Annotated in this window: 20 protein-coding genes and 1 riboswitch; of the genes, 7 read left to right on the plus strand and 13 right to left on the minus strand. The window is 65.7% G+C overall.

From position 1 onward, the window contains the following. Positions 1-2 precede the first annotated feature (2 nt). Positions 3-1871: a putative bifunctional diguanylate cyclase/phosphodiesterase gene (locus AC19YX_RS22715; protein WP_500607078.1), complete on the minus strand. Its 1869-nt coding sequence runs from the start codon at positions 1869-1871 to the stop codon at positions 3-5. Further along, on the minus strand, positions 1868-4129 hold the full coding sequence (locus tag AC19YX_RS22720; protein WP_500607079.1) for a GGDEF/EAL domain-containing response regulator: 2262 nt from the start codon (positions 4127-4129) through the stop codon (positions 1868-1870). The genes AC19YX_RS22715 and AC19YX_RS22720 overlap by 4 nt, the downstream gene beginning before the upstream one ends. A 211-nt stretch (positions 4130-4340) precedes the next feature. Between AC19YX_RS22720 and nosR the strand changes: the two genes are divergently transcribed. Continuing rightward, positions 4341-5699: a response regulator c-di-GMP phosphodiesterase, NosR family gene (nosR, locus tag AC19YX_RS22725; protein ID WP_078468918.1), complete on the plus strand. Its 1359-nt coding sequence runs from the start codon at positions 4341-4343 to the stop codon at positions 5697-5699. A gap of 37 nt (positions 5700-5736) precedes the next feature. On the opposite strand, the gene AC19YX_RS22730 is transcribed toward nosR, so the two are convergent. Then, positions 5737-7107 carry an aminotransferase-like domain-containing protein gene (locus tag AC19YX_RS22730; protein ID WP_500607080.1) on the minus strand — a complete coding sequence of 457 codons (1371 nt, stop codon included), beginning with the start codon at positions 7105-7107 and terminating at the stop codon, positions 5737-5739. 132 nt (positions 7108-7239) lie between these two features. On the opposite strand from AC19YX_RS22730, the gene AC19YX_RS22735 reads away from it, so the two are divergent. Genes AC19YX_RS22735 through AC19YX_RS22755 form a run of 5 tightly spaced genes read left to right on the plus strand, consistent with a single transcriptional unit; the run spans position 7240 to position 12420 of the window. Next, the gene (locus AC19YX_RS22735; protein ID WP_500607081.1) at positions 7240-8529 is read left to right on the plus strand and encodes a hydroxymethylglutaryl-CoA reductase, degradative; all 1290 of its coding nucleotides are present in this window, start codon (positions 7240-7242) and stop codon (positions 8527-8529) included. After that, on the plus strand, positions 8526-9452 hold the full coding sequence (locus AC19YX_RS22740; RefSeq protein ID WP_500607082.1) for a hydroxymethylglutaryl-CoA lyase: 927 nt from the start codon (positions 8526-8528) through the stop codon (positions 9450-9452). Before AC19YX_RS22735 ends, AC19YX_RS22740 begins: the two co-directional genes overlap by 4 nt. A gap of 58 nt (positions 9453-9510) precedes the next feature. Further along, the gene (locus tag AC19YX_RS22745; protein ID WP_500607083.1) at positions 9511-9975 is read left to right on the plus strand and encodes a hypothetical protein; all 465 of its coding nucleotides are present in this window, start codon (positions 9511-9513) and stop codon (positions 9973-9975) included. Beyond that, positions 9972-11360 carry a tripartite tricarboxylate transporter permease gene (locus tag AC19YX_RS22750; RefSeq protein ID WP_078468923.1) on the plus strand — a complete coding sequence of 463 codons (1389 nt, stop codon included), beginning with the start codon at positions 9972-9974 and terminating at the stop codon, positions 11358-11360. The genes AC19YX_RS22745 and AC19YX_RS22750 overlap by 4 nt, the downstream gene beginning before the upstream one ends. Positions 11361-11397: 37 nt before the next feature. Then, entirely contained in the window at positions 11398-12420 is a 1023-nt protein-coding gene (locus tag AC19YX_RS22755) for an SMP-30/gluconolactonase/LRE family protein (RefSeq protein WP_500607084.1), read from the plus strand. 13 nt (positions 12421-12433) lie between these two features. On the opposite strand, the gene AC19YX_RS22760 is transcribed toward AC19YX_RS22755, so the two are convergent. The 7 genes from AC19YX_RS22760 to AC19YX_RS22790 form a co-directional block, all read right to left on the minus strand. Continuing rightward, a complete protein-coding gene (locus AC19YX_RS22760; RefSeq protein ID WP_500607085.1) occupies positions 12434-13201 on the minus strand; it encodes an ABC transporter ATP-binding protein in 768 nt (255 codons plus the stop codon). Then, positions 13198-14205, minus strand: a complete 1008-nt coding sequence (locus tag AC19YX_RS22765) for a FecCD family ABC transporter permease (protein WP_421546520.1) — start codon at positions 14203-14205, stop codon at positions 13198-13200. Before AC19YX_RS22765 ends, AC19YX_RS22760 begins: the two co-directional genes overlap by 4 nt. Then, positions 14202-15062, minus strand: coding sequence for an ABC transporter substrate-binding protein (locus tag AC19YX_RS22770; RefSeq protein WP_421546521.1), 861 nt, complete (start codon positions 15060-15062; stop codon positions 14202-14204). The genes AC19YX_RS22765 and AC19YX_RS22770 overlap by 4 nt, the downstream gene beginning before the upstream one ends. Positions 15063-15109: 47 nt before the next feature. Then, entirely contained in the window at positions 15110-17230 is a 2121-nt protein-coding gene (locus AC19YX_RS22775) for a TonB-dependent receptor (RefSeq protein ID WP_500607086.1), read from the minus strand. Between the two features lie 35 nt (positions 17231-17265). After that, the gene (locus AC19YX_RS22780; RefSeq protein ID WP_078468929.1) at positions 17266-18039 is read right to left on the minus strand and encodes a class I SAM-dependent methyltransferase; all 774 of its coding nucleotides are present in this window, start codon (positions 18037-18039) and stop codon (positions 17266-17268) included. A gap of 109 nt (positions 18040-18148) precedes the next feature. Continuing rightward, positions 18149-18350: riboswitch (cobalamin riboswitch) on the minus strand. Positions 18351-18407: 57 nt separating this feature from the next. Beyond that, positions 18408-19403 (minus strand): NADP-dependent oxidoreductase, encoded by a 996-nt coding sequence (locus AC19YX_RS22785; RefSeq protein WP_500607087.1) that lies wholly within the window; start codon positions 19401-19403, stop codon positions 18408-18410. Positions 19404-19489: 86 nt separating this feature from the next. After that, positions 19490-20278, minus strand: coding sequence for an SDR family NAD(P)-dependent oxidoreductase (locus tag AC19YX_RS22790; protein ID WP_500607088.1), 789 nt, complete (start codon positions 20276-20278; stop codon positions 19490-19492). Positions 20279-20435: 157 nt separating this feature from the next. Between AC19YX_RS22790 and AC19YX_RS22795 the strand changes: the two genes are divergently transcribed. Next, on the plus strand, positions 20436-21014 hold the full coding sequence (locus AC19YX_RS22795) for a TetR/AcrR family transcriptional regulator (protein WP_500607089.1): 579 nt from the start codon (positions 20436-20438) through the stop codon (positions 21012-21014). Between the two features lie 54 nt (positions 21015-21068). On the opposite strand, the gene AC19YX_RS22800 is transcribed toward AC19YX_RS22795, so the two are convergent. Genes AC19YX_RS22800 through AC19YX_RS22810 form a run of 3 tightly spaced genes read right to left on the minus strand, consistent with a single transcriptional unit; the run spans position 21069 to position 23692 of the window. Continuing rightward, positions 21069-21905: an ABC transporter ATP-binding protein gene (locus tag AC19YX_RS22800; RefSeq protein ID WP_020298635.1), complete on the minus strand. Its 837-nt coding sequence runs from the start codon at positions 21903-21905 to the stop codon at positions 21069-21071. Then, positions 21893-22696: an ABC transporter permease gene (locus tag AC19YX_RS22805; protein WP_078468933.1), complete on the minus strand. Its 804-nt coding sequence runs from the start codon at positions 22694-22696 to the stop codon at positions 21893-21895. Before AC19YX_RS22805 ends, AC19YX_RS22800 begins: the two co-directional genes overlap by 13 nt. Positions 22697-22705: 9 nt before the next feature. Then, entirely contained in the window at positions 22706-23692 is a 987-nt protein-coding gene (locus AC19YX_RS22810; protein ID WP_201131316.1) for an ABC transporter substrate-binding protein, read from the minus strand. Between the last annotated feature and the right edge of the window lie 158 nt (positions 23693-23850).

A 23850-nucleotide genomic window follows, 5' to 3' on the forward strand; every position in this document is an offset into this window, starting at 1 on the left:
GTTCATGAACGGCTTGGTTGGGGCTGGCGCGAGGCGTTCAGGAACAGCACGAACGCCTCGGGCTCCACGGCCTTGCTGAAGTAGAAACCCTGGCCTTCCTCGCACCGGTGGCGCCTGAGAAAGTCCAGTTGCTCGGCCGTCTCGATACCTTCGGCGATGATACGCAGGTTGAGGCTTTTTCCCAGGTCGATGATGCTGCTGACCAACTTGGCGTCGTTGCTGTCGATACTCAGGTCGCGCACGAACGATTGGTCGATCTTCAGCACATCGACCGGAAATTTCTGCAAATAGCTCAGGCTCGAATAGCCGGTCCCGAAGTCATCCACCGCCAGGCGCACCCCGAGCCGCTTGATCGCATGCAGGGTGGTGATGGTGGTGGCGACGTTTTGCATCAGCACGCTTTCGGTGATCTCCAGCTCCAGCTGCGACGGGTCGAGCCCGGTCTCGGCCAGTGTTCGGGTCAGGCGTTCGACGAAGTCGGCCTGGCGAAAATCAATGGCTGAGACATTCACCGACATGCAGATGGGCGGCAGGCCCTGGGCCTGCCAGGCCCGCGACTGGAGGCAGGCGCTGCGCAGCACCCACTGGCTGAGGGCGACGATCAGCCCGCAGTCTTCGGCCACCGGAATGAACACCGCGGGACTGACCAGGCCATGGCCGGGCCGGGCCCAGCGCACCAGGGCTTCGGCGCCGACCACGGCGCCGCTGGCCAGGTCCAGTTTGGGCTGGTAGTGCAGGACCAGCTCCTGGCGTTGCAAGGCCAGGCGCAGCCCGCTTTCCAGGGTTTGCCGGTGCCGGGCGTGGAGGTTCATGTCTTCGATGAAAAAACTGAAGCCGTTGGGGCCGCAGTCCTTGACGTTGCGCATGGCGGTCTCGGCTTTTTTGATCAGGGTCACCGCATCGCAACCATCATCGGGGTAAATGCTGATGCCCAGGCTGGCGGTTACCGTCAGGTCGTGGCCGGCTACCCAGTGCGGGGTGTTGATCGCCGCCAGCAGTTTTTCCGCGACCCCGCGGGTCTGCTGCGGATGGACGATGTCGCTCAGGATCACCACGAACTCGTCCGAACCGTAGCGGAACACCGAGTCGGACTCGCGCAGCGCCTGCGCGAGGCTCTGGGCGACGAGCTTGAGCATTTCATCCCCGGCGGGATGGCCGAGGGCATTGTTGATCCGCTTGAAGCGGTCCAGGCCGATGAACATCACGGCAATCTGCCGGTCATGGCGCCGGGACTGGGACAAGTACTGGGTCAGGCGATCACCCAGCAAGGTACTGTTGGGCAGTTCGGTGAGCAGGTCGTAGTGCAGCAGGCGGGACACGCTCAGCAGTTCCTGGACCCGTTGCTCGATGGTTTGCTCCAGGTCGCGCATCTTGATCGCGGCATCTTGTGCCAGTTGCCATTTCCAGGTGAGGGCACTGGCCATCTGGCGGATTTCCAGGCTGTCGAAAGGCTTTTTCAGGATCAGCAATTGATCGCCGAATTCAATGCGCTCGGCCATGGCCTCCCAGGAGTAGTCGGAGAACGCGGTGCACAAGGCAATCTGCAGGTGAGGGTCGGTTTTCCAGAGCTGCTCGATCGTTTGCAGGCCGTCCCAACCGGGCGGCATGCGCATGTCGATAAAGGCCAGGGCGTAGGGCCGACCTTCGGCCAGGGCCTGCTTGACCCGTTCCACGCCTTCTTCGCCCTGATAGGCGGAATCGAGCTGGAAGTGTGATTGGGGAATGCGCGTGGTGCCGAACAGCAGCGCCTCGGTACTGCTCAGCAGACCTTCATCGTCGGGGCAGAGGATCTTGCGAAAGTCCAGGTGGATGGCCGGCGTGTCGTCGATGATCAGGATCCGTCGGTTGGCGGTTGCAAAAGCAGGGTTCATTTGAGCGTCTCCGACGTTGGGTCCGCAGCTTCGACGGCGGACGTGGCCTTGAGCAGTTCACCAGCCTGTTCGCTGTCCACCGCCCGTGCCGGGACGTGCCCCAGTGGCACACCGCTGGACAGCAGGGTGATGCGCTGCTCCTGGGTTTCCACCCCTTCGGCGGTGACGCCGATCCCGGCCTCGCTGGCAAAATTGAGGATTGCGCGCAGGGTCATGGCGTTGTCCGGGTCGCTGCTGGCACTGTCGAGCAGGCGCTGGGCGAGCTTGAGGTGGCTGACCCGGTAGGTTTTCAGGTAGTCGAACGATGAATACTCGGTGCCGAAGTCGTCGATGGCGATCTTCACGCCCAGTTCGCACAGCCGGGGCAGTATGTCGTTGTGGCTCCACTTGGTCTGGGCCAGCGTGCCCTCGGTGACGTCGAATCGCAGGTCCCAGGGGCAGAGGTTCCAGCGCGCGGTGGTCCGCAGTACCTGGTAAATCAGCTCCGAACCGGTCTTGAGCTGGACCAGGGACAGGTGGATCGCAATCAGCGGCGGCGCCAGGTCCTGGTCGCGCCATGCCCGCATCTGCCGGCAGGCCTGGTCCAGTATCCAGTGGCCCAGGGGGATGATGATCCCGGTCTTTTCCGCCACCGCCATGAACTCCGAGGCTTCGAGCCAGCCGCGCTGGGGGTGGAGCCAGCGCACCTGGGCGGCCATGCTGAGGATTTTGCCGGTGCCGAGATCGACTTCGGGCAGGTACTGCAAATGCAGTTCGTCGCGCTCCAGGGCCAGTTTCAACTGATTGGCCAGGGTCACTCGCTGGGTGACTTCCTGGTTGATGTCCTCGCTGTGGAAGTGGAACTGGTTGCGGCCCTTGTCCTTGGAGCGATACAGCGCCATGTCCGACTGCGCCATGAGCCCGTCGGCGCTGAGGGTATGGGGGCTGTAGAGGCTGATGCCGATGCTGGCCGAGATACGCGCCTCGTTGCCGTCCAGGAAATAGGGGAGCGCCAGGCTATCGAGGATCTTCGCCGCCAGGCTCGCGCATTGGGTGGCTTCCTCGACCTCCAGCTGCAGGATCGCGAATTCATCACCGCCCAGGCGCGCCACCACGTCGTTTTCCCGGGTGCAGGACTTCAGGCGCCGGGCCACCTCCTGCAACAACAGGTCGCCCGCGGGATGACCCAGGGTGTCGTTGACGCGCTTGAAGTGGTCCAGGTCCAGGTAAAACATCGCGAAGGGCGCCGCGCCGCGTCGGGCCGCGGCAAACGCCTGGTGCAGGCGTTCGACCAGGGTCGGCCGGTTGGCCAGCCCGGTCAGGCCGTCCGTGTGGGCCAGCAGGGCGATTTTATCTTCGGCCAGGCGGCGCTCGGTGATGTCGAGGATGATGCCTTCCACCTCGAGCAACTGGCCCAGATTGTTGCGCACCGGGATGTAGCGGTTTTCCACCCAGCGAAAGCTACCGTCACCGGTGAGCATGCGAAATTCGATGGAGGCGCCGCAGACGTCCCGGTCCAGGGCGCGGAGCATGGCCAGCTCGACCTTGGCCCGGTCGTCGGCGTGGATCAGCGCCTGGGCCCAGTCGGGGGACGCCACCAGCTGCGCCGCCACATGCCCGAACTTGGTGATGTTGTGGGAGATGTACATCAGCGTGAATGAAGGCTCGCCCCGCAGCCGATAGAGAATCGTGGGGCTGTTCTGGACGATGATGTTGGCGTCGGCCAGCTCTCGGGTACGCTCCTCGACCGCTTGTTGCAACTGGTCCAGTTTCAACTCTGCGGCTTCGGTCATCTGCCATTTGACGGTCAGGGTACTGGCCATCTGCCGGATTTCGATGGCATCGAAGGGTTTTTTCAGGATCAGCAGGCGGTCGCCCAGCTCCAGGCGCTCGGCAATGTCTTCCCAGGAATAGTCGGAATACGCCGTGCACAGGGCAATTTGCAGCTTGGGGTCGGCCTGCCACAGCCGCGAGATGGTTTCCAGCCCGTCCCAGCCGGGTGGCATGCGCATGTCGATAAAGGCCATGGCATAAGGCTGGTCGCAGTCCAGCGCCGCCTGCACTTTTTCCAGCGCCTCCTGGCCCTGGAAGGCCGAGTCGAGGGTAAAGGCTTCTGCCGCAATGCTGAGGGTGGAGCCGAACAGCGCGGCTTCGGCGCTGCCCAGGGGGTCTTCGGCAGGGGTGCCGGGGGCCAGGATCTTGCGAAAGTCCTGATGGATCGCGGCGGTGTCGTCGACGATCAGGATTCGCCGGTTGCGGCGATCCGTCAGCGCCGTCATTGCCAGGTTCCAGCCCAATGCAGCGACCTTGGGTTTAGGCTCATCGGGCTTCCTTTCGTGTTTGACGCGGGCGATCCATCCGGGGCCTGAGCATAGTCCTGTGCGGGTTCAAGTGCGAACCTTGCGGCATTCAATTCGTACATCGCGAGCGCAATTCATCTAGTCTGATGCCCACGGCGGGCCTGATAGACGTCAAACGGAAGGGGGAAGCATGGACGAGCATGAAAACGACGTGACTCAGAACCGGCCGACGATTCTGTTGGTCGATGACGAAGAACCGATTCTCAACAGCCTGCGCCGCCTGTTGCGCAGCCAGCCTTACGAGATCCTGCTGGCCGACAGCGGCGCCAAGGCCCTGGAAATCCTTGAGCAGCGGCCGGTGGATGTGGTCATGAGCGATGCACGCATGCCGGGCATGGACGGCGCGACCCTGCTGGCGCATATCCATCGGCTTTATCCCTCGACGCTGCGTATCCTGCTCACCGGGTACGCCGATATGACGATGATCGCCAAGGCCATCAATGAAGGGCAGATTCATCGCTATATCAGCAAACCCTGGAACGACGATGAAATGCTGGTGACCTTGCGCCAGGCCCTGGTCTATCAGCATTCGGAAAGCGAACGCCAGCGCCTGGAAGCCTTGACCCAGCAGCAGAACGAACAGCTGCGCAGCCTCAATGTGACCCTGGAAAAACACGTGGCGGCCCGCACCGCCGAGCTGCAGCAGACCGCCGATATGCTCGACCTGGCCTATGAAGAGCTCAAGCGCAGCTACGTGACCGGAACCGAGGTCTTTTCGCTGCTGGCCAACCTGCGCTTGCCCAAGGCCAAGCAGACCAACCGTCAGATCATCGAATTGATTCGCGTCTACTGCGCCAGCCATGGCCTGGACGAAGCCGCAAGCCGCGACATGACCATGGCCGCCGCGCTCTACAACATCGGCAAGCTGAGCTGGACCGACAGCATGATGACGGCCCCGGCCGACCTGCTTTATCACACCGAGCGCGAGCTGTACCGGGCCTATCCGAAGCAGAGCGAGTCGTTGTTGATGACCCTGGAGCCGATGAAGGACGCGGCGCGGATCATCCTGCATCACCAGGAGCGCTGGGATGGCACCGGCTTTCCCGATCACCTCAAGGGCTCGGCAATTCCCCTGGGCTCGCGCTGGCTGAAACTGGCGGTGGACTTTATCGAGTTGCAGCGCGGGTTGGTCCTCGAGCGGCAGATGAACAGCGATGAGGCGCTGCTGTTCATTCGCAAGTACGCCGGCAAATTGTATGACCCGGACCTGGTGGAAGACTTCGTCAACGTCTGCGCCACCTTCCTCAGCGACGTGACCCTGGCCGATCCGAGCGTCAAGGACCTGGGCACCCGGGAACTGGCCGCCGGGATGATCCTGGCGCGCAACCTGAATGCCGACAACGGCATGCTGCTGCTCAATGCGGGCAAGGTCTTGAGCATGGCCCTGGTGGATAAGCTGATCGCCTTCGAGGCCATGGAGGGCGGCAAGTACACGGTTTTTGTGAAAATCCCGGAAGAGCCGGTCGAGACCGCGATCCTGGCCTCCTGAGCAGCCCTTGAGCGCCTGAGGGCGTCGAACATGTCCCTCAGCGCTGCAACACCGCCTTGAGCCGCGGGTCATTGAGGTAGGCGACGTTGAGCCGGGTCCAGGGGTTGATCCGCGATTGCTCCGGGGAAAAGATGTGCCCGGGGGCGATCATGAACCCCTTGGGCAGCAGTTGCCGGGTCAGCTCCCGGGCATCGTCGATATGGGCAAAGCGGGCCCACAGGTACAGGCTCTGCTCGGGGCGCACAAACACCTCGGCGCCGATTTCGTCCAGCAACTGCAAGCCGCTGTCGGTGGCGCTGCGCAGGCGTTCCTGGAGGCGGATCAGGTGGCGCAGGAAGTGGCCTTCGGTGAGGATTACGTCCACCGTGCGCTCGCAGAACTCCGATGAGCTGGTGTGCAGCAGCATCTTCAGGTCGCCCAGTTCATCGATCAGCTCCTTGCTGCCGGCGATAAAGCCGACCCGCAGCGCGGCCGACACCGACTTGGAAAAACTCCCGACATACAGCGAGCGCTGCAACTGATCCAGGGCCGAGACCCTGATGCCCGAGGCCGGCTTGAAATCGGCCAGGGCGTCGTCGTCCACCAGGATGAGGTTGTGGGCCTGGGCCAGTTGCACCAGGCGAAACGCCTTGCTCGGCGAGAGGTCGGAGCCGGTGGGGTTATGGCCGATCGACTGGATGAAAAACAGCTTGGGCTTGTGCAGGCGCAGGTGCTGTTCGAGCACGTCCAGGTCCGGCCCGTCCGGCAGGCGCGGCACCGGCAGCATGCGCGCGCCCTGCAATTGCAACTTGCCGAACAGCGGGTAGTAGCCCGGGTCTTCCACCAGCACCGTATCGCCGTAGCCGACAAAGCGCCGGATGATCAGGTCCAGGGCGTGGTTGGCGCCGTGGGTGGTGACGATCTGGCGCGGGGTGGCGCTGATCGAGTAGGCCGCCAGTTTCTGCACCAGGTGCTGGCGCAGGCTGGCGTTGCCCAGGCGGTTGCCGTAGCGGAACAGGGTGCTGACCCCGGTGCGCATGATCTGCCGGGTGAACTTGTCGAGGCGCATGTCCATCAGCCACTCCACCGGCGCAAAGCCCTCGCCGAGGGGGGACTGCCCGGGCTCGCGCACGAACTGCTGGCGCATCAGCCAGATGGTGTCCATGGCCCGGGCATAGGGTGGCGGCTCCTCGGGTTCGCTGCCATTGGGCGCTCCCTGCTTGACGAAAAAACCCTGGCCATGGCGCGCCTCCACCAGGCCCTGGGAGGCCAGCGCCTCGTAGGCGTTGATCACGGTGTTTTTCGAATGGCCGAACAGGCGCATGCATTCGCGCAGGGACGGCAGGCGGTCGCCGACGCGGTAGGTGCCATTGCCGATTTGCTCGGCAAGCGACGCCGCCAGTTGCTGGGCCAGGGTCAGGTGCGCCATGGGGGAAGTCCTGGGGGGAATTATGCGCAGGGTACAGCGTGGGTACTGTCTGTCCAAACTGTACCTTCTTTGCCGGGACGCAGCGGATTAGGGTGGCGCTCACTGAACAACAATAACTGCGACAGGATTTTTATGAGCCTCGATTCCCGCCTCCCCATGTTCCGTAGCATGACCCCGGCCGAACGCCTGAATCACTTGCAGGAGTTGCTGCAACTGCCCGGTGCCGACGTGGCGCTGCTGCGCGATGGCGGAGCACTGCCGCTGGAAATCGCCGATGGCATGATCGAAAACGTGATCGGAAAATTCGAATTGCCCTATGCGGTGGCCAGCAACTTCCAGATCAATGGCCGCGATGTGATCGTGCCCCTGGTGGTCGAGGAACCCTCGGTGGTGGCCGCGGCCTCGTTCATGGCCAAGCTGGCCCGCGAAGCCGGGGGGTTCCAGACCTCGAGCTCGCTGCCGCTGATGCGCGCCCAGGTGCAGATCGTCGAGGTCGAGGACCCGTTCAACGCCCGGCTGAGCCTGATGCGGCGCAAGGCGGAAATCATCGAGCTGGCCAACCGCAAGGACCAGTTGCTCAACCAGCTGGGCGGCGGCTGCCGGGATATCGAAGTCCATACCTTTGCCCAGAGCCCACGGGGGCCGATGCTGGTGGCGCACTTGATCGTCGATGTGCGCGACGCCATGGGCGCCAACACCGTGAACACCATGGCCGAAGCCGTGGCGCCGCTGATGGAGGAAATCACCGGCGGCAAGGTGCGGTTGCGCATCCTCTCCAACCTGGCCGACCTGCGCCTGGCCCGGGCCCAGGTGCGCATTGCCCCCGAGCTGCTGACCACCACCGCGTACAAGGGCGAAGAGGTGATCGAGGGCATCCTCGATGCCTACAACTTCGCGGTGATCGACCCGTACCGCGCCGCGACCCACAACAAAGGCATCATGAACGGCATCGATCCGCTGATCGTCGCCACCGGCAACGACTGGCGCGCGGTGGAGGCGGGGGCCCATGCCTACGCCTGCCGCAACGGCCACTATGGCTCCCTCACCACTTGGGAAAAAGACCGCCAGGGGCACCTGGTGGGCACCCTGGAAATGCCCATGCCGGTAGGCCTGGTCGGCGGCGCGACCAAGACCCACCCCCTGGCCCAGCTGTCGCTGCGCATTCTCGGGGTCAAGAGCGCCCAGGAGCTGGCGGAAATCGCCGTGGCCGTGGGCCTGGCGCAAAACCTCGGGGCCTTGCGCGCCCTGTCCACCGAAGGCATCCAGCGCGGGCACATGGCCCTGCATGCACGCAACATTGCCTTGTCCGCCGGGGCGCGCGGGCCCGAGGTGGATTGGCTGGTGAAACAGATGGTCGAAGCCCGTGACGTGCGGGCCGACAACGCGGCGGCGCTGCTGGCACACAAGCGCGCCGAGGGATGAGCCGGGCCGCGCAACAGGCGGTGCGCCTGGTGGAGGTCGGCGCCCGCGATGGCTTGCAGAACGAGGCGCAGGTCCTCACCCCCGAGGTCCGCCTGCAACTGCTGCAGCGGTTGGCGGATGCCGGCTTGCGCACCCTGGAGGCGGGGGCTTTTGTCTCGCCGCGCTGGGTGCCGCAAATGGCCGGTTCGGATCAGGTGTTCCAGGCCCTGCCCGAGCGTCCCGGGGTGACCTGGACCGCCCTGGTGCCCAATGTCCAGGGGCTGGAGGCGGCGCTGGCAGCCGGCTGCCGCGAGGTGGCGGTGTTTGCCGCAGCGTCCGAGGCGTTCTCGCAAAAAAACATCAACTGCTCGATTGCCCGCAGCCTGGAGCGCTTCGACGCAGTGCTGCAGGGCGCCCGCGCGGCCGGGATCAAGGTCCGGGGTTATGTGTCGTGCGTCATGGAGTGCCCGTTCAGCGGACGGGTCGAGCCCGATGCGGTGGCCACGGTCAGCGCCGCGCTGTACGCCATGGGCTGCTATGAAATCAGCTTGGGGGATACCCTGGGCAGCGGCACGCCGAGGGCCACCCGCGCCTTGATCGAGGCGTGCAGCCGGGTGGTGCCGGTGGCGGCCCTGGCCGGGCATTTTCATGACACCTACGGCATGGCCGTGGCCAACGTGCACAGCGCGCTGGAGGCCGGGGTCCGGGTGTTCGACAGTTCGGTCGCGGGTTTGGGGGGCTGTCCGTATTCCCCGGGCGCCACCGGTAATGTGGCCACCGAAGACCTGGTGTACCTGCTGGATGGCCTGGGGATGGAGCATGGCGTCGACCTGGATCGGCTGATGGCGGCCGGGGCCTTTATCAATGCCCGGCTGGGCCGGGAAACCGGGTCGAAGGTGGCGCAGGCGTTGCAGGCCAAGGGACGGCTCGCCATCGGCCATTGAGTGGTATCTCTTCACGTGCATAACAATAAAAGCCCGCAGGGGCGGTGGGAGAAGTGCTTTGAAACCCGAACTCTATGAAGTGTGGGGCGACACGGTTGACGGTCGTCACCTGATCTATTCGATCGGCATTGGTGCCTGCGTCAGCCTCGGCGCATTTTTCGGTGCCCAGCACCTGCTCAATGGCTGGGTCGAGTCGGCGCAGATGGCGCGGGCCTACGCCATGTTGCTGGGGATTGTCGGCTGCCTGATCGGCGGCGCCGTCAGTGCCCGTCTGTTCAAGCCCAAGCGCCACGTGGTGGAACACCAGGCGGATCTGGGGACGCGGACCCAGGTCCTGATTGAGCTGCAAAGCGAATTCGGCGACCTGGGGCGGCTCAGCGACCTGCCGCCGGAAACCATCGCCGAACTGCGGGAAATGGACCTCTATGAGCTGTTCGCCCAGTACGAGCAGGCTCAGGTCGCGCCGGCAACCGGCAGTGACTTGCCGGCTGCCGGCGGCCCCGTACAAGGTGTCCGCCCATGATCGCGCCCTTGCTCGACACACTCCTGATGGCCCTGGGCATGGGCATCCTCGGTGCGGTGATCTTTGCCGGCATCGGCCTGATTTCCGGCAGCGATGAAACCACCACCCTGGCGCCCCTGACCCTGCTGGTGGTGCTGCTCGGCGTGCCGGCGCCCGGGGTGCTGACCTTCTTCCTGGCCGGCGCGGTGGCCAAGCACATGACCCACGCGGTGCCCACGGCGCTGCTGGGAATTCCCGGCGACACCATGGCCACGCCATTGATGCGCGAGGCCAACTTCCTGCGCAACCTGGGGGTGCCGCACATTGCCCTGCGCAAGATGATTTCCGGCGCGGTGATCGCGGCCTTGATCGCGGTGCCGATGGCGGTGTTGTTCGCGGTGATGCTGGCGCCGTTCGGCGACATGATCAAACACGCGGCGCCCTGGGTCTTTCTCGCGGCGGCGGTGGCCATTGCCTGGTTTTCCAAGGGGCGGCTGGCGGCGGTGTTGACCCTGATCCCATTCGTGATGGTGATCCTCGGCCTGCAAAGCTTTACCGGGCAGTACGGGGTCAAGCTCAGCGTCAGTTATTTCCTGGGGATCGCCATCGGGCCGTTGATCGCCGCGCTGTTTTCCATGCTGGCTCCGGCGGAGCGGGCGAAGATGCGCCGCGATCAGGTGCGAACCTTTTCGCTGTCGCCGGACGTCAAGAGCTGGGGCGGATTCTTCCCCAACCCGCTCAAGGTCCTGGACCGCAAGCAAAGCCTGTGGACCGGCATCACCGCGGTGATTTCCAGTGCCACCTTCGTCTTCAGCCCGGTGGCCATGACCGTGATCATGGGCGAGCTGGTGGGCTCCCGGGTGCGGCATGTCTACCACCGCCTGACCACGGTGATTACCGCGCGCAATGGCGTGACCGAGGCCACCTACATCGCCGAAGCGTTGATCCCGCTGATCGCCTTCGGCCTGCCCCTGAGCCCGGTGGCCGCGGGGCCGGCAGCGCCGCTGTTCAACGCGCCGCCACGCTTCAGCGTCGACGCGGCCTCGGGCCAGGTCAACAACCTGCACTCGCTGCTCAGCACCTGGGAATTCCTCGGCTACGGCCTGCTGGCGGTGGTGGTGGCGATCCTGATTGCCTACCCCTTCACCATGAATTACGCCCACCGCGCGGCGTCCTATGTGTCGCGCAAGATCAGCCATGAAGCGGTGATCGCGACCTTTGTCGGGCTGATCCTGGTGATCGGCATCTGGGAGGGCGGTTTGCTCGGCCTGTTGGTGATCGTCACCGTGGGCCTGCTGGGCGGTTTTCTCTCGCGTTTCCTGGGGTTCAACATCGGCGTGCAGTTCATGGGCTACTACACCGCCGTACTCACGGTGCCGGCCCTGGCCGCGCTGCTGGGTGCCTGACCTATGGCCTGCATAACAACACTATCGGGGTTTCATCATGCCTAAGCTGATTGCGCTCTCCCTGCTGTTTGCTCTTGTCGCTGCGGGCCCTGGAGTCCAGGCCGCCGAGCCGTTGCCGAGCCTGACCTACCCACCGGGTGGCGCCCGGTTGCAGGCGCTGCCGGTGGCCGAGCGCGACCTGCCGACGGTCACCGCCCAGCGCTGGCTCCAGGTCTCGGACCAGGGCTTGCAGCTCGAAGGGCCGTCGTTCGACCGCGCCGGCAACCTGCTGTTTGTCGAAGTCTTCGGCGGCCAGGTGCTCAAGGCCGATCCCCAGGGACGGCTCAGTGTTGTGGTGCCAAAGAACGCCCTGGGCTCGGCCGGGCTGGCAATCCACAAGGACGGGCGGCTGTTCGTGGCCGGCCTGGGCAACTTCAAGGACAGCGGCAACCTCACGGTCTACAACGCCGACGGCTCGGACCCGCAGGTGCTCATCGCCGGCAACCGGCACTTTCTGGTGGATGACCTGGTGTTCGACCGCCAGGGCGGCTTCTACTTCACCGACTTCAAGGGCACCTCCACCGAACCCACCGGCGGCGTGTACTACGTGGCACCAGGCAGCCAGCAGATCGTGCCGATCCTGCCCAGGCTGGCCATCGCCAACGGCATTGCCCTGTCGCCCGACGGCAAGACCCTGTGGGTCACCGAGTTCGCCACCGGGCTGCTGCACCGCATCGAGCTCAAGGATGCGCAGACCATCGCCCCGTTCGGCGAGGCGGTGGTGTACCGCTTCAACGGCCCGTCGCCGGACTCGATGCGGGTCGATCAGGACGGCAACCTGTATGTGGCCCAGTACAGCCAGGGGCGGGTGCTGGTGCTCAACCCCAACGGTCTGCCGATTGGCCAGATCCTGATCCCGGGGCGTGACGACGGGCACTTCCTGCGCTCCACCAGCCTGGCGCTCAAACCCGGCACCAACGAGGTGTACCTGGTGGCCAGCGACGGCGACCTGGGGCAGGGCAGCGCCATCTTCCGGGCCCGGGGGTTCGCCAAGGCGTTGCCGTTGTATTCCCATCAGTGACGGCGAGGCGGAGTCAGGCTCCGGGCGCGCCCAGGGGAATCGGATACAGGCCATGGGGGCTGTCATGCCAGGCGAACCCCAGGCCGAACGCCTGTTCCAGCCAGCCGGCCTGCCGGACTGCCTGGGGGCTGCCCGTGCCCAGCAGGCGGCCTTCGGCCAGGACCGCGATGCGGTCGGCGAAGCGCATCGCCAGCCCCAGGTCGTGCAGCACCAGCAGTTGCGCGCAATGGTCCAGGCGGCTGCGCAGGTAGTTCATCAGGCTCAGTTGGTGGGCGATGTCCAGGGCGGCGGTGGGTTCGTCGGCCAACAGCAGGGGCGAGTCGGCGGCCAGCGCCCAGCCGATCCCGGCTCGTGCCCGCTCGCCGCCGGACAGCTGGGACAGCCGCCGCTGCAGCAGGTGGTGGATGTCCAGGGAGTGGATCAGCGCCCGGGGCAACGGCTGGCCGTGCAGCGCCGGGTTGCGCCGGGCGCCCAGGCTCAGCAGCTCGGCCACTTGCAGGTCCCATTGGCTGCGAAAGTCCTGGGGCAGGTAGGCAAGCCGTTGCGCACGCTGCGCCGCGGGCCAGGCGGCAAGGGGCCGTTGCTGCAACTGCACCTGTCCGGCGCTGGTCGGCTGCACCCCGGCCAGGGCGCGCAGGGCGCTGCTTTTGCCCGAGCCGTTGGGACCGACCAGCACCAGCAGCTCGCCGGGTTGCAGCTCCAGGTTGAAGTCATGCAGCACCGCTCGGCCGGCGTGTTCGACACACAGGCCCCGGGCCTGGAGGACGGGAGCGATGCTCATGGGGCAGGCCTCGTGCGGGTCAGCAAGACAATGAAAAACGGCGCGCCGAGCAGGGCGGTCAGCAACCCCAGGGGGATTTCCGCCGGTGGCAGCAGGCTGCGGGCCAGGCCATCGAGCAGCGCCAGCAGGGCGCCGCTGACCAGGGCACTGGCCACGATCAGGCGCTGGTGGGTCGGGCCCAGCAGCCAACGCACGGCATGGGGCGCGACCAGCCCGACAAACCCCACCAGCCCGCCCCAGGACACCGCCAGCGCGGTGATCGCCGCCGCCAGCAACAGCGCCAGGTTGATAAAGCGCCGGGGCCGCAGACCCATGCTGTAGGCCACCTGATCGCCGAACCCCAGCAGGTCCAGGCCATGGGCCAGGCGCCGGGCCGCCAGCAGCGCGAGGAGGGTGAGCAGGCCCAGCAGGCCGAGTGCGGCGAAGTCCGGGGTGTGGATGCCGCCCAGGGTCCAGCTCAGCACCACTTGCAGGTTGACCGTTTCATCCGACAGCGCCAGCAGCAGCAAGCTGCGCACGGCGCCGAGCAGGGCGGCTACGGCGATGCCGGCCAGCAGCAGGCCGCTGGTGTCGTTGATCCGCGTCAGGCGGGTGATCAGCAGCACCAGCAAGGTCGCGCCCCAGGCTCCGGTAAAAGCCAGCAGTGGCAGGCTCAGGGCCAATGCCAGCGGCAGCGGCACCAGCAGCGCAATGGCCGCCCCCACCGCCGCCCCCGGGGCGCTGCCAAGCAGGTAGGGCTCGGCCAGGGGATTGCGAAACACGCCCTGGAAAATCACCCCGGCCAGGCCCAGGCAGGCACCGACGCAAAAAGCCGCCAGCACCCGTGGCAGGCGCCAGGTCAGCAGCAGTTGGGCAAAGGGCGAATCGCTGCCGTGCCACAGCGCCACGGCGTCGCTCCAGTGGGTCAGTTCGGCGCCCAGCCACAGGGCAATCAGGATCGCCGGGATCGGCGTCAGGCACAGCAGGCGGTAGCGGCGGTCGACGCGGCGGGGGGCCCGGGTCATGGCGTAATCTCGCTCAGGGGCTTGGGAAACAGCTCAGGGTGCAGCAGCGCCGCCAGTTGCTCGACGCCTTCAACCACCCGCGGGCCGGGGATCAGCAGCAGGGCGCTGGGCAGGCTGTCGACCCGACCCTCGGCCACTGCGGCAATGCTCTGCCAGCCGGGGCGCGATCCCAGGCTGGCGGCCTGTTGCGGGCTGCCGGCGACGATGATTCGGGTGGGGTTGGCGTGGTACACCGACTCACCGCCGACCTGGCTCAGGCGGCTATCGGCGAACAGGTTGCGCCCGCCTGCCAGGCGCAGGATGTCGCTGGTGTAGTTGTGCCCGCGCAGGGTCAGGTAGCTGCCGCGATCGTTACTGCCGGTCTCCAGGTACACCGCCACCGGCGGCTGCCCGGCCAGGCGCGCCTGGACCGCCGCGAGGCGTGCCTGCATGTGCTCGATCAGCTGTTCGGCGCCGCTTTCATGGCCGGTGGCCTGGCCCAGCAGGCGGATATTGGCCTGCACCGCGACCAGGTCGCGGTGGTTGAGCACCAGGGCCGGAATGCCGATGCGCTGCAAGGGCTCGACCAGGGTTGCGGCCTGCCGCGCCGGGGTCATGATCACCAGGTCGGCGCGCAGCCGGGCAATGGCTTCCACGGAAAATCCCAGGCGCCCACCGACCTTGGCCCGGGCGGCGATGTCGGCGGGGTAGCGGGTCCATGCCTCGACCCCGACGATGGCATCGCCGGCACCGATCGCCGCCAGCATCTCGACGTTGCTGGCGAAGATCGCGACGATGCGCTGCGGCTTGTGCCGGATCTCCACCGAGCGTCCCAGGGAGTCGACCAGGGTCCGGGGGAAGCCCTCATCCGCACGCACGCCAGGGCTTGCCAAAAGGCACAACAGCAGTAGCCAGCGCACCCGGCTTAAAACCGGTAGCGCGCGCCGAGGTACAGCTCGCGCCCCGGGTTGCTGTTGCCCAGGCCACCGTTGGAGGCGCGCGGATCGGCCAGCGGTGAGTCATTGCCGGTGGCGATAAACAGGCTGCTGCGGTCGATGTCGAACAGGTTGTTGACCCCGCCGAACAGGCTCAGCTGCTGGCTCAGGGTGTAGTTGCCGCGCAGGTTGAAGACCCAGAACGGCGCCTTGCGGTACACGTAGTTGGCATCCGGGTTCAGCAGCCGCTCTTCGGTGCGGTAGTACACCGGGCCGCGCAGGATCCCGTTCAGCCCCAGGTCCCAGTCACGCTCGCGGCCGTAGGTCAGGCCAAGGCTGGCCTGGTATTGGTACATGCGCTGGATCTGGTCGCGGTGCGGGCCGGTCAGGGTGCTGGCGGCGCCCTTGTCGTCCATGTCGAAGTTCCAGTTGGCGTTGCTGTTGAGGCGCAGGATGCGCTCGTCACCCAGGGCCAATGCGCGGGCCAGGTCGTATTGCCATTGCGCTTCAAGGCCACGGATCACCGCGTCGCCGTCGCCGTTCACGTACTGGCTGACATTGCCGCCCAGGGGGCGGCTGGTGATGCGGTCCTGGATCCGGTTCTGGAACAGCGCCAGGTCGAAAAACTGGTGGCGGCTGGTCAGGGTGATGCCGGTTTCGTATTGCAGGCTGGTCTCGGGCTTGAGGTCGGCATTGCCCAGGGTCTGGCTGCCGCTGGTGGTGGTGAAGTCGGCCGCCAGCTCGCCTGCCAGCGGTGCGCGGAAACCGGTGGAAACCCCGGCCCGCAGCTTGACCCCGGGCATGGCCTCGAAGGCTGCGCCGAGGCTGTAGGTGACCTCATCGAAGCTGCGGGTCTGTTCTTCGAGGGTCGGCATGTAGTCGGTCTTGACCGTGCTCGAGCGGCCATAGCTGTAGCGCGAACCGGCGCGCAGGGTCAGGCGGTCGTCCATCAGGCGCTGGATCAGCTCGGCGTACAGCGCCGCGCTGAGGTCATCGGAGTTGATGTCGTAGGGTGCCACCTGGCTGCTGGTGGAGCCGTTCATGGCCACGCGGAAACGATCATTGCGCAGTGTGCTTTTTTCCAGGTCCAGGCCCAGCAGCAGGTCGGTGCCGGGGCCCAGCAGGAACTGCGGCGTCAGCTTCAGGCCATAGGCGTCCAGGCGGCGCTCGATATGGTCCTTGCTGAACCCGGGGCTGCCGTTGCCCTGGCGCTCCGAACCCCAGTGCAGGTCGTCGACATCGCGCAGGGCGTAGACCTGGGCCGCCCAGTTCAGCCAGTTGGTCGGCTTGGCGGTCCAGTTGGCTTCCAGGGACTGGTTATAGCGGTTGTCGTAGTTGTTGTAGTCCCATTGCGAACCGCGAAAGCCCGCGTCGTAGATACCGTCCGAGCGCAGAGTCAGGTCCAGGCGCTGGTCATCGGACAGGTCATAGCCCAGGGCCAACAACCCGCCCCGACGCTTCCACGAGGTGTTTTCCTGGGTGCCGTCCCGGCTCTGATAGTCACCGCGCCGGCCGCTGTCCAGACCCAGGTAGTAATCCAGCGGCCCGGACACGCCGCTCTGGAACAGGCTGCCCTGGGCCAGGCCCCAGGAGCCGCCCTGCAGGGTCGCGCCACCGCCTTCGGTGTTGCGGCCATTGCGGGTGATGATGTTGATCACGCCACCGATGGCCTGGCTGCCATAGATCACCGAGGCCGGGCCACGGATCACTTCAATGCGCGCGACCTGGGCCGGCGACAGCTTGGAAATATTCGCCGTGCCGGCCCGGCGCCCGTTGACCAGCACCGTTACCTGGCTGCGAAAGTCCCGGCCCTGGCCATCGGTATTGCCGCCACGGATGTTGATCGAGGTCTGGCCCGGGGTCCATTCACTGAAAAAGCCCACCGCGTTTTCCGCCAGCAGGTCGGTCAGGTTGCGCGCCGAGGAGCGTTCGATCTGCTCGCTGTCGATCACCTGCACGGTGCTGGTGGCGTCCTTGAGCGATTCGCCGGCCCGGGGTGCGCTGACCAGGGTCGTGTCCATCTGCAGCACCGACGTTTTGTCGGCGGCCTGGGTGGCGAGGCTGGTGCTCAGCAGCAGGGGCAGGGCGAAGGTGTGGCGCAGGCTAGGCATGGGGGAGGTCCGCAGGCAGGTTCTTATGGGAGAGTTCACGCGTGCCAGAGCAAGCTGGCGGCGCGTTTCGGGGCGCTGGCCAGCCAGCCCCCCGGGGCCGGTTGCAGGTGATCCTGCAAATGCCGTTCAAGCAGCCCCAGCGCCGCGCCATCGAGGGCGCCGAGCTTCTCCCTGAAATGCATCAGGGCTGCTTCGGGGGTGGCGAACAACGTGCTGAACGCCCATTCGGTGAAGTGAATCTCGTCGGGCCGGGCGCTGGCCGGCAGCTCGGCCAGGGTCAGTTGATAGCCCGGGGTCATGTCGCTGCGGTGCAGTTGAGGCGGCAGGAACCCCGAGAGGCAATAGGTGCGCGGGCCCTCCTGGGCCGGCAGGTTCCACACCAGGGTGCCGCTGGCCAGGGGCCGCACCCGCTCGAGAAAGGCCTGGGCCTGGCCGTCGCTGACCGGGATGTTGGCGCAGAGCACGGTCTGTGTCGGCGCCAGGCCCAGGTCGCCGATGTCTTGCCAGAGGCCCGGGTGCAAGCTCAGGCTCACGGCCGGTTCACGGGCCGCCAGGCGCTCGATGCAGCGACCCATATAGGCGTTGGGCTCGACCACGGTCCACTGGCCACTTGGGGCCAGCAGATGCCGCCCAAGGATCCCCGAACCGGCGCCGATATCCAGCAGTTGTCGCTGCGGGCCGAGCAGTTGCAGCAGGCAGCCACCGACACGTTCGACATAGTTGGAGGCGGCCAGATGCTCGGCATAAAACGCCGCTTCGTGGTCGGGCCAGACAAAGGGAGCAGGGCGAGGCGAGGTGCAAAGCGTCATCGGAAAGCGCCGGGTTGAGCCAGGTCGGGCCACCCGCGGGAGCTGAAGCAGAAAGTGGCGGGCAGGAGACAGCATGCGCACGCCAAGGCCTGCACCCGCCCACCGCGGATTGCCATGTTGGGATCAGGCCGGTCTCCGGGCTCGCGAGGGGCATGAAACATTCGCCTTCCCATGCCCAGGCACAGTGGATGTGTGAATGTTTCGCTCGCATACCGTTGCGGGGGCAGCGCCGGACTCGCCCAAAGGGCCTACCGGCTTCCCGTTTCACCCGCAGCACGACGGCTGCGGACACCTGAAACTGGCGCGCATCTGACCATTGAGGGACGGCAGCGTCAAGCGCCTAAGCCGCAAGCTTGTGGCTTGCAGCTTCAGAGCTTGATGACCACCTTGCCTTTGGCGCGCCCCTGTGTGACGTACTTCAGGGCCTCGGCGGTGGAGGCCAGCGGGTAGCTGCGATCGATCACCGGCTGGATCGCACCGGCCTCGATCAGTCGGCTCAGTTCACCCAGTTGTTCGCCGCTGGCGCGCATGAACACGAAACGGTAGTGCACACCCGCCTGGCGTGCCTTGCGGCGGATGCCATGACTGAGCAGGCCCATGACCTGCTTCAGCCCCCAGGACAGACGCTGCTCCCGGGCAAAGTCGGCGGTGGGCGGGCCGGAAATCGACACCAGCAGGCCGCCGGGCTTGAGCACCTTGAGCGAACGCGCCAGGGTCGCGCTGTCCAGGCTGTTGAGCACCAGGTCGTAGCCGTGCAACAGGCTGTCGAAGGATTGGCGCGTGTAGTCGATGACCAGGTCCGCCCCCAGGGCCTTCACCCACTCGACATTGGCGCTGCTGGTGGTCGTCGCGACGAAGGCCCCCAGGTGCTTGGCGAGCTGGATGGCGAAGGTCCCCACACCGCCGGAGCCGGCGTGGATCAGTACCTTTTGCCCCGGCTTGAGCTGGGCGGTTTCCACCAGCACCTGCCAGGCCGTCAGGCCGACCAGGGGAACGGATGCGGCGTGCTCCATGTCGAGGTTGGACGGCTTCAGCGCCAGGGCCTCCTCGGCCACGGCAATCCGCTCGGCGAAGGTGCCGATACGTGCCTGGGGAGGGCGCCCGTAGACCTCGTCCCCCGGCTTGAAGCGCCGGACCTCAGTGCCCACCCGCAGCACCACGCCGGCAAGGTCATTGCCCAAAACCAGGGGCAGGTGGTACGGCAGGATCAATTTGAATTCGCCTTTGGCGATCTTGGCATCCAGCAGGTTGACGCTGCTGGCATGCACCTGGACCAGGACCTCGTGGGCTTGCACCTGCGGCTCGGGCACCTGGCCCAGCCGCCCGGTGTCCTGGCCGTAACGCTCGATAAAAAATGCTTGCATACACAGTCTCTCCAGTGAGCAATGCCCGACGCTGGCGCGCGGATCGGCGTCAGCGGATGGTCGGGCATGCTCAGGTGGGCGCGGGCTCAGGACGCGCTGCGATAGCGCTCGGCGGCGCGGCTCTGGCGGATGTCGGTCAGCAGCACCTGGCGCGCGGCCTGCAGGTTGTCCCAGCGCGACACTTCATGCAGTGGCGGGATGGTCACCGGTTCGCGGCGATCGAAGCCGACCAGGGCCGCATCCACCAGTTCATCGACGTCCATGACCTCGGGCAGGGTGTTGATATCGATGCCGGAGCGTTCCCAGATCTCGGTGCGCGTGGCGGCAGGCAACACGGCCTGGATATAGACCCCCTTGGGGGCCAGTTCCAGGGTCAGCCCCTGGGACAGGAACAGCACGAAGGCCTTGGTCGCGCCGTAGACCGTCATCCCCAGTTCCGGCGCCAGGCCGACCACCGAGCCAATATTGACGATGGCGCCGTCACCGGCCTCTGCCAGGCGCGGGGCGATCGCGCTGGCCAGCCGCACCAGGGCGGTGGTGTTCAGGGTCACGATCTGCGCCACCGCGTCCGGGGTCTGGTCGATAAAACTGCCGGACTGCGCGGCCCCGGCGTTGTTGATCAGAATGCCGATTTTGCGGTCATCGCGCAGGCGCGCCTCGACCTTGATCAGGTCGCTGGTCTGGGTCAGGTCGGCCTGCAACACATCGACGGCGATCCCGTGTTCGCGCCGCAGGCGGCTGGCGAGGGTTTCCAGGCGCGCCTGGTCGCGGGCCACCAGCACCAGGTCGTGGCCGCGACGGGCAAAACGCTCGGCGTAGGTGGCGCCGATGCCGGAGGACGCGCCAGTAATCAGAACAGTCGAAAGAGTGGTCATGGAAATGCTCTCTGGATCAAAAAGGGGGGCAAGCCGTAAGGCGCGAAATGCCGCGCCGGACTTTATGATGATGATCATAATCTTAATCGTCAATGGTTTTGATGATGATCGACATCAATGTATAGTGTGCGCCTGACGAGCAACGAGGCATCCAGCTATGAGGGTCACCAAGGCGCAGGCACAGGCTAACCGGGCGCACATCGTCGAGACGGCGTCGGTGCTGTTTCGGGAACGGGGGTATGACGGCGTGAGCGTGGCGGACCTGATGGCCGCCGCCGGCTTCACCCATGGCGGGTTCTACAAACACTTCGCTTCCAAGGCCGACCTGATGGCCGAAGCGGCCGCGTGCGGGTTTTCCCAGAGCCTGGAAAACCGCGCCCAGGTCGATATCAGCGAGTTCATCACGCGTTACCTGTCCCGTGAACATCGCGATGGCCGGGGCGTGGGCTGCACCATGGCGGCGCTGTGCGGTGACGCGGCGCGGCAGCCGGAAGAGATCAAGGCCACCTTCGCCAGCGGTATTGAAAACCTGCTGGCCGCCCTAGAGCCCGGGGAGGGGGCCCAGGATGAAACAGGCCAGCAGCTGCGCGCCGCCATCATCAGCCGGGTGGCCCATGCGGTCGGCGCCCTGGTGCTGTCCCGGGCGTGCCCGGATGACTCGCCGCTGGCCGATGAGATCCTGGCAGTGTGCCGAACCCAGATCCTGGCATCGCTGCCGCCTTTATCGGTCGACTAGGCGACCCGTGCCGGGCCTTGGCCGGCAGCCAGCAGGGTGGCTGCTGCCGCGCGGCTAGTGATCGTCCTCGGGCCCGTCGTGCAGCAGGTGGAAGATGTTGCGCTTCATGCGGATAAAGTCCGGGTCCATGACCATGTCCAGGTTGCGCGGGCGGCCGATGGGCACGTCGAGCACCTCCTTGATCCGCCCCGGGCGTGCGCCCATGACGAAGATCCGGTCGCCGAGCAGGATCGCCTCGTCGATATCGTGGGTCACGAACAGCACGGTTTTCTTGCTGTGCTCCCAGACCTTGAGCAGCAGTTGCTGCATCTGCAACCGGGTCTGGCTGTCGAGGGCGCCGAAGGGTTCGTCCATCAGCAGGATCTGCGGGTCGTTGGCCAGGGCCCGGGCGATGGCCACGCGTTGCATCATCCCCCCCGAAAGTTGCTTGGAATAGTTATCGGCAAAGCGCAGCAGGCCGACTTCATTCAGGTAGTGCTCGACGATCTCCTTGCGTTCCGCCGCCGGCACGCCACGGCGCTTGAGGCCGAACTCGATGTTCTTGCGCACCGTCAGCCATGGAAACAGGGTGTAGCCCTGGAACACCATGCCGCGATCGGCACCGGGCCCATCCACCTGCTGGCCACCGACATAGATCTCGCCCGAAGTCGGCTCGGCCAGGCCCGCCGTCAGGTACAGCAGGCTCGACTTGCCGCAGCCCGAGGGGCCGACCAGGACCGCAAATTGCTGGTCCGGCACCTCGAACGACACCTGCTCCAGGGCGGTGAAGGTGCTGCCCGACGGGGTCTTGTATTGCAGGGTGACCTGATCCACCCGCAGTTGCGGCGCCGGCTGCGGGGCGATGCGGGCCTGGGTGAGTTGGGTGGGAGAAGTTGCGGTTACTGAGCCCATGCGGCCACCTTCAAACGGAGGAATCTGAACAGTTGATCGGTGATCAGGCCCAGCAGGCCGATCACGGCGATCGCCAGGAAAATCACATCGACCTGGAACCCGCGCATGGCTTTGAGGCTGAGGTAGCCCAGGCCGCTGGAGGCGGCCACCAGTTCGGCCACCACCAGGTAGGTCCAGGCCCAGCCCATGGTCACGCGCAAAGTGTCGAGTACCCCCGGCAGCGAGGCCGGGGCGATCACGTGCAGCACCGCGTCGGCGCGGCTCGAGCCCAGGGTGTAGGAGGCGTTGATCAGGTCCTTGGAAATGCCCTTGGACACGTCGGCGATCATCACCAACTGCTGGAAGAACACGCCGAAAATAATGATCGACACCCGCTGCTCCAGGCCGATGCCGATCCACAGGATGAACAGCGGCACGAACGAGGTCACCGGCAGGTAGCGGATAAAGTTCACCAGCGGTTCGAGAAACGCCTGCACCACCCGGAAGCTGCCCATCAGCAGACCGATGGGCACTGCCACCAGGGATGAGATCACGAAGCCGATCATCACCACCTCGACGCTGGCCCAGACATGGGGCCCCAGGGTGCCGTCGCGGGCCAGGCGCAGGGCGGCGTCGAACACCGCCCCCGGGGTCGGCAGGAACATCGCCGGCACCACGCCGCCGTAGGACAGAAACGCCCACAAGCCGATCAGCAGGCCCCAGGCCAGGGCGCTGGCGCTCCAGACCACCTGGATCGGCAAGCCGGTCTTGGGCGTCAGGCAGCGGTTCAGCCACGAATTGCGCTTGGACATGGCGAGCTCCTATTTCGGGCTGATAAAGCGGTTGTCGATCAGGTCGCTGTAGCTGACGTTGAAGGCTTTACCCTGCAGCTCGCTGGCGGTTTCATTGGCCAGTTTGATCACCGTGGCCGCCTCGCCGGTGCTGCCATTGCTGCCCAGCAGCTTCTCGCTCATGGCCTGGTCGTAGAAGCGCACGCCCTTGGCCGCGGCTTCCAGTTCGGCCGGGTCTGCCAGGTAGCCGCCGACGCCCTTGGCCATGATCGCGTAGGCCTCCTTCGGGTGCTCCTGGGTGTACTTCACGGCCTTGTACAGGCCGGCCACCAGGGCCTTGATGTCGTCCGGCTGCTTGTCGATCACGTCGCAGCTCAGGGCCACCACATCGACGATCACCCCTGGGGTACTGCTGCTGTCCACCAGCACCTTGCCCTGTTGCTTGTTGCGCACGGTGGTCAGGTGCGGCTCCCAGGTCACGGCGGCCGGCACGCGCCCGGAAATAAAGGCGGTGGCGGCGTCGTCGGCGGTCATGTTCTGGATGTTCAGGTCGCTCATTTTCATGCCGGCGTTTTTCAGCAGGTAATTGAGCCAGAACTGCGACACCGAACCCTCGTTGACCGCCACCGACTGGCCCTTGAGGTCTTGCAGGCGGTTGACTTCCTTGCCCACCAGCACGCCATCGCCACCATGGCTTTCATCCAGGGCGGCCACAGCCTTGAAGCAGAACTGCGGTCGGTACTTGAGGATCTCATCCAGAGTCGAAGCCGAGCCGGACAACTTGCCCGAAGCCTGGGCCGCCATGTACATCGAGGCTTCCTCGATGGTCGGCAGGTCGACGGTAAGCCCGCCTTCCTTGAAGTAGCCCAGGTCCTTGGCCAGGTACAGAGTGCCGTAGCCGACCCAGGTGGTATGGCCGATGGACAGGGTGCCGGCCTGGGCACCGCTGGCAACGCCGGCGGCGATAGCGGTGAAGACCAGGGGACGCATGCAGCGCGAGACGAAAGACTTGATCATTGAGCACTCCCGGAACGATGGTTTTTAGTTCGTATATCTCGGGGCAGTGGGGCTAGACGCCAAAAACGGGAACATCCTGCGGGTCTCTGACGGACCTTTTGCCGCTGTGGGGCGAGGTTGATGTTGGCTGATGTCGAGGGGCAGGAAAATTAGTAAAT

The organism is Pseudomonas sp. MF09150 (assembly GCF_059862355.1).

Bases quoted from the DNA above. Each gene is read 5' to 3' on its own strand.
- AC19YX_RS22760 (WP_500607085.1), bottom strand. From the start codon at position 13,201: ATGAGCATCGCTCCCGTCCTCCAGGCCCGGGGCCTGTGTGTCGAACAC.
- AC19YX_RS22775 (WP_500607086.1), bottom strand. From the start codon at position 17,230: ATGCCTAGCCTGCGCCACACCTTCGCCCTGCCCCTGCTGCTGAGCACC.
- AC19YX_RS22800 (WP_020298635.1), bottom strand. From the start codon at position 21,905: ATGGGCTCAGTAACCGCAACTTCTCCCACCCAACTCACCCAGGCCCGC.
- AC19YX_RS22780 (WP_078468929.1), bottom strand. From the start codon at position 18,039: ATGACGCTTTGCACCTCGCCTCGCCCTGCTCCCTTTGTCTGGCCCGAC.
- AC19YX_RS22805 (WP_078468933.1), bottom strand. From the start codon at position 22,696: ATGTCCAAGCGCAATTCGTGGCTGAACCGCTGCCTGACGCCCAAGACC.
- nosR (WP_078468918.1), top strand. From the start codon at position 4,341: ATGGACGAGCATGAAAACGACGTGACTCAGAACCGGCCGACGATTCTG.
- AC19YX_RS22740 (WP_500607082.1), top strand. From the start codon at position 8,526: ATGAGCCGGGCCGCGCAACAGGCGGTGCGCCTGGTGGAGGTCGGCGCC.
- AC19YX_RS22735 (WP_500607081.1), top strand. From the start codon at position 7,240: ATGAGCCTCGATTCCCGCCTCCCCATGTTCCGTAGCATGACCCCGGCC.
- AC19YX_RS22765 (WP_421546520.1), bottom strand. From the start codon at position 14,205: ATGACCCGGGCCCCCCGCCGCGTCGACCGCCGCTACCGCCTGCTGTGC.
- AC19YX_RS22790 (WP_500607088.1), bottom strand. From the start codon at position 20,278: ATGACCACTCTTTCGACTGTTCTGATTACTGGCGCGTCCTCCGGCATC.
- AC19YX_RS22785 (WP_500607087.1), bottom strand. From the start codon at position 19,403: ATGCAAGCATTTTTTATCGAGCGTTACGGCCAGGACACCGGGCGGCTG.
- AC19YX_RS22730 (WP_500607080.1), bottom strand. From the start codon at position 7,107: ATGGCGCACCTGACCCTGGCCCAGCAACTGGCGGCGTCGCTTGCCGAG.
- AC19YX_RS22715 (WP_500607078.1), bottom strand. From the start codon at position 1,871: ATGAACCCTGCTTTTGCAACCGCCAACCGACGGATCCTGATCATCGAC.
- AC19YX_RS22750 (WP_078468923.1), top strand. From the start codon at position 9,972: ATGATCGCGCCCTTGCTCGACACACTCCTGATGGCCCTGGGCATGGGC.
- AC19YX_RS22755 (WP_500607084.1), top strand. From the start codon at position 11,398: ATGCCTAAGCTGATTGCGCTCTCCCTGCTGTTTGCTCTTGTCGCTGCG.
- AC19YX_RS22795 (WP_500607089.1), top strand. From the start codon at position 20,436: ATGAGGGTCACCAAGGCGCAGGCACAGGCTAACCGGGCGCACATCGTC.
- AC19YX_RS22720 (WP_500607079.1), bottom strand. From the start codon at position 4,129: ATGACGGCGCTGACGGATCGCCGCAACCGGCGAATCCTGATCGTCGAC.
- AC19YX_RS22810 (WP_201131316.1), bottom strand. From the start codon at position 23,692: ATGATCAAGTCTTTCGTCTCGCGCTGCATGCGTCCCCTGGTCTTCACC.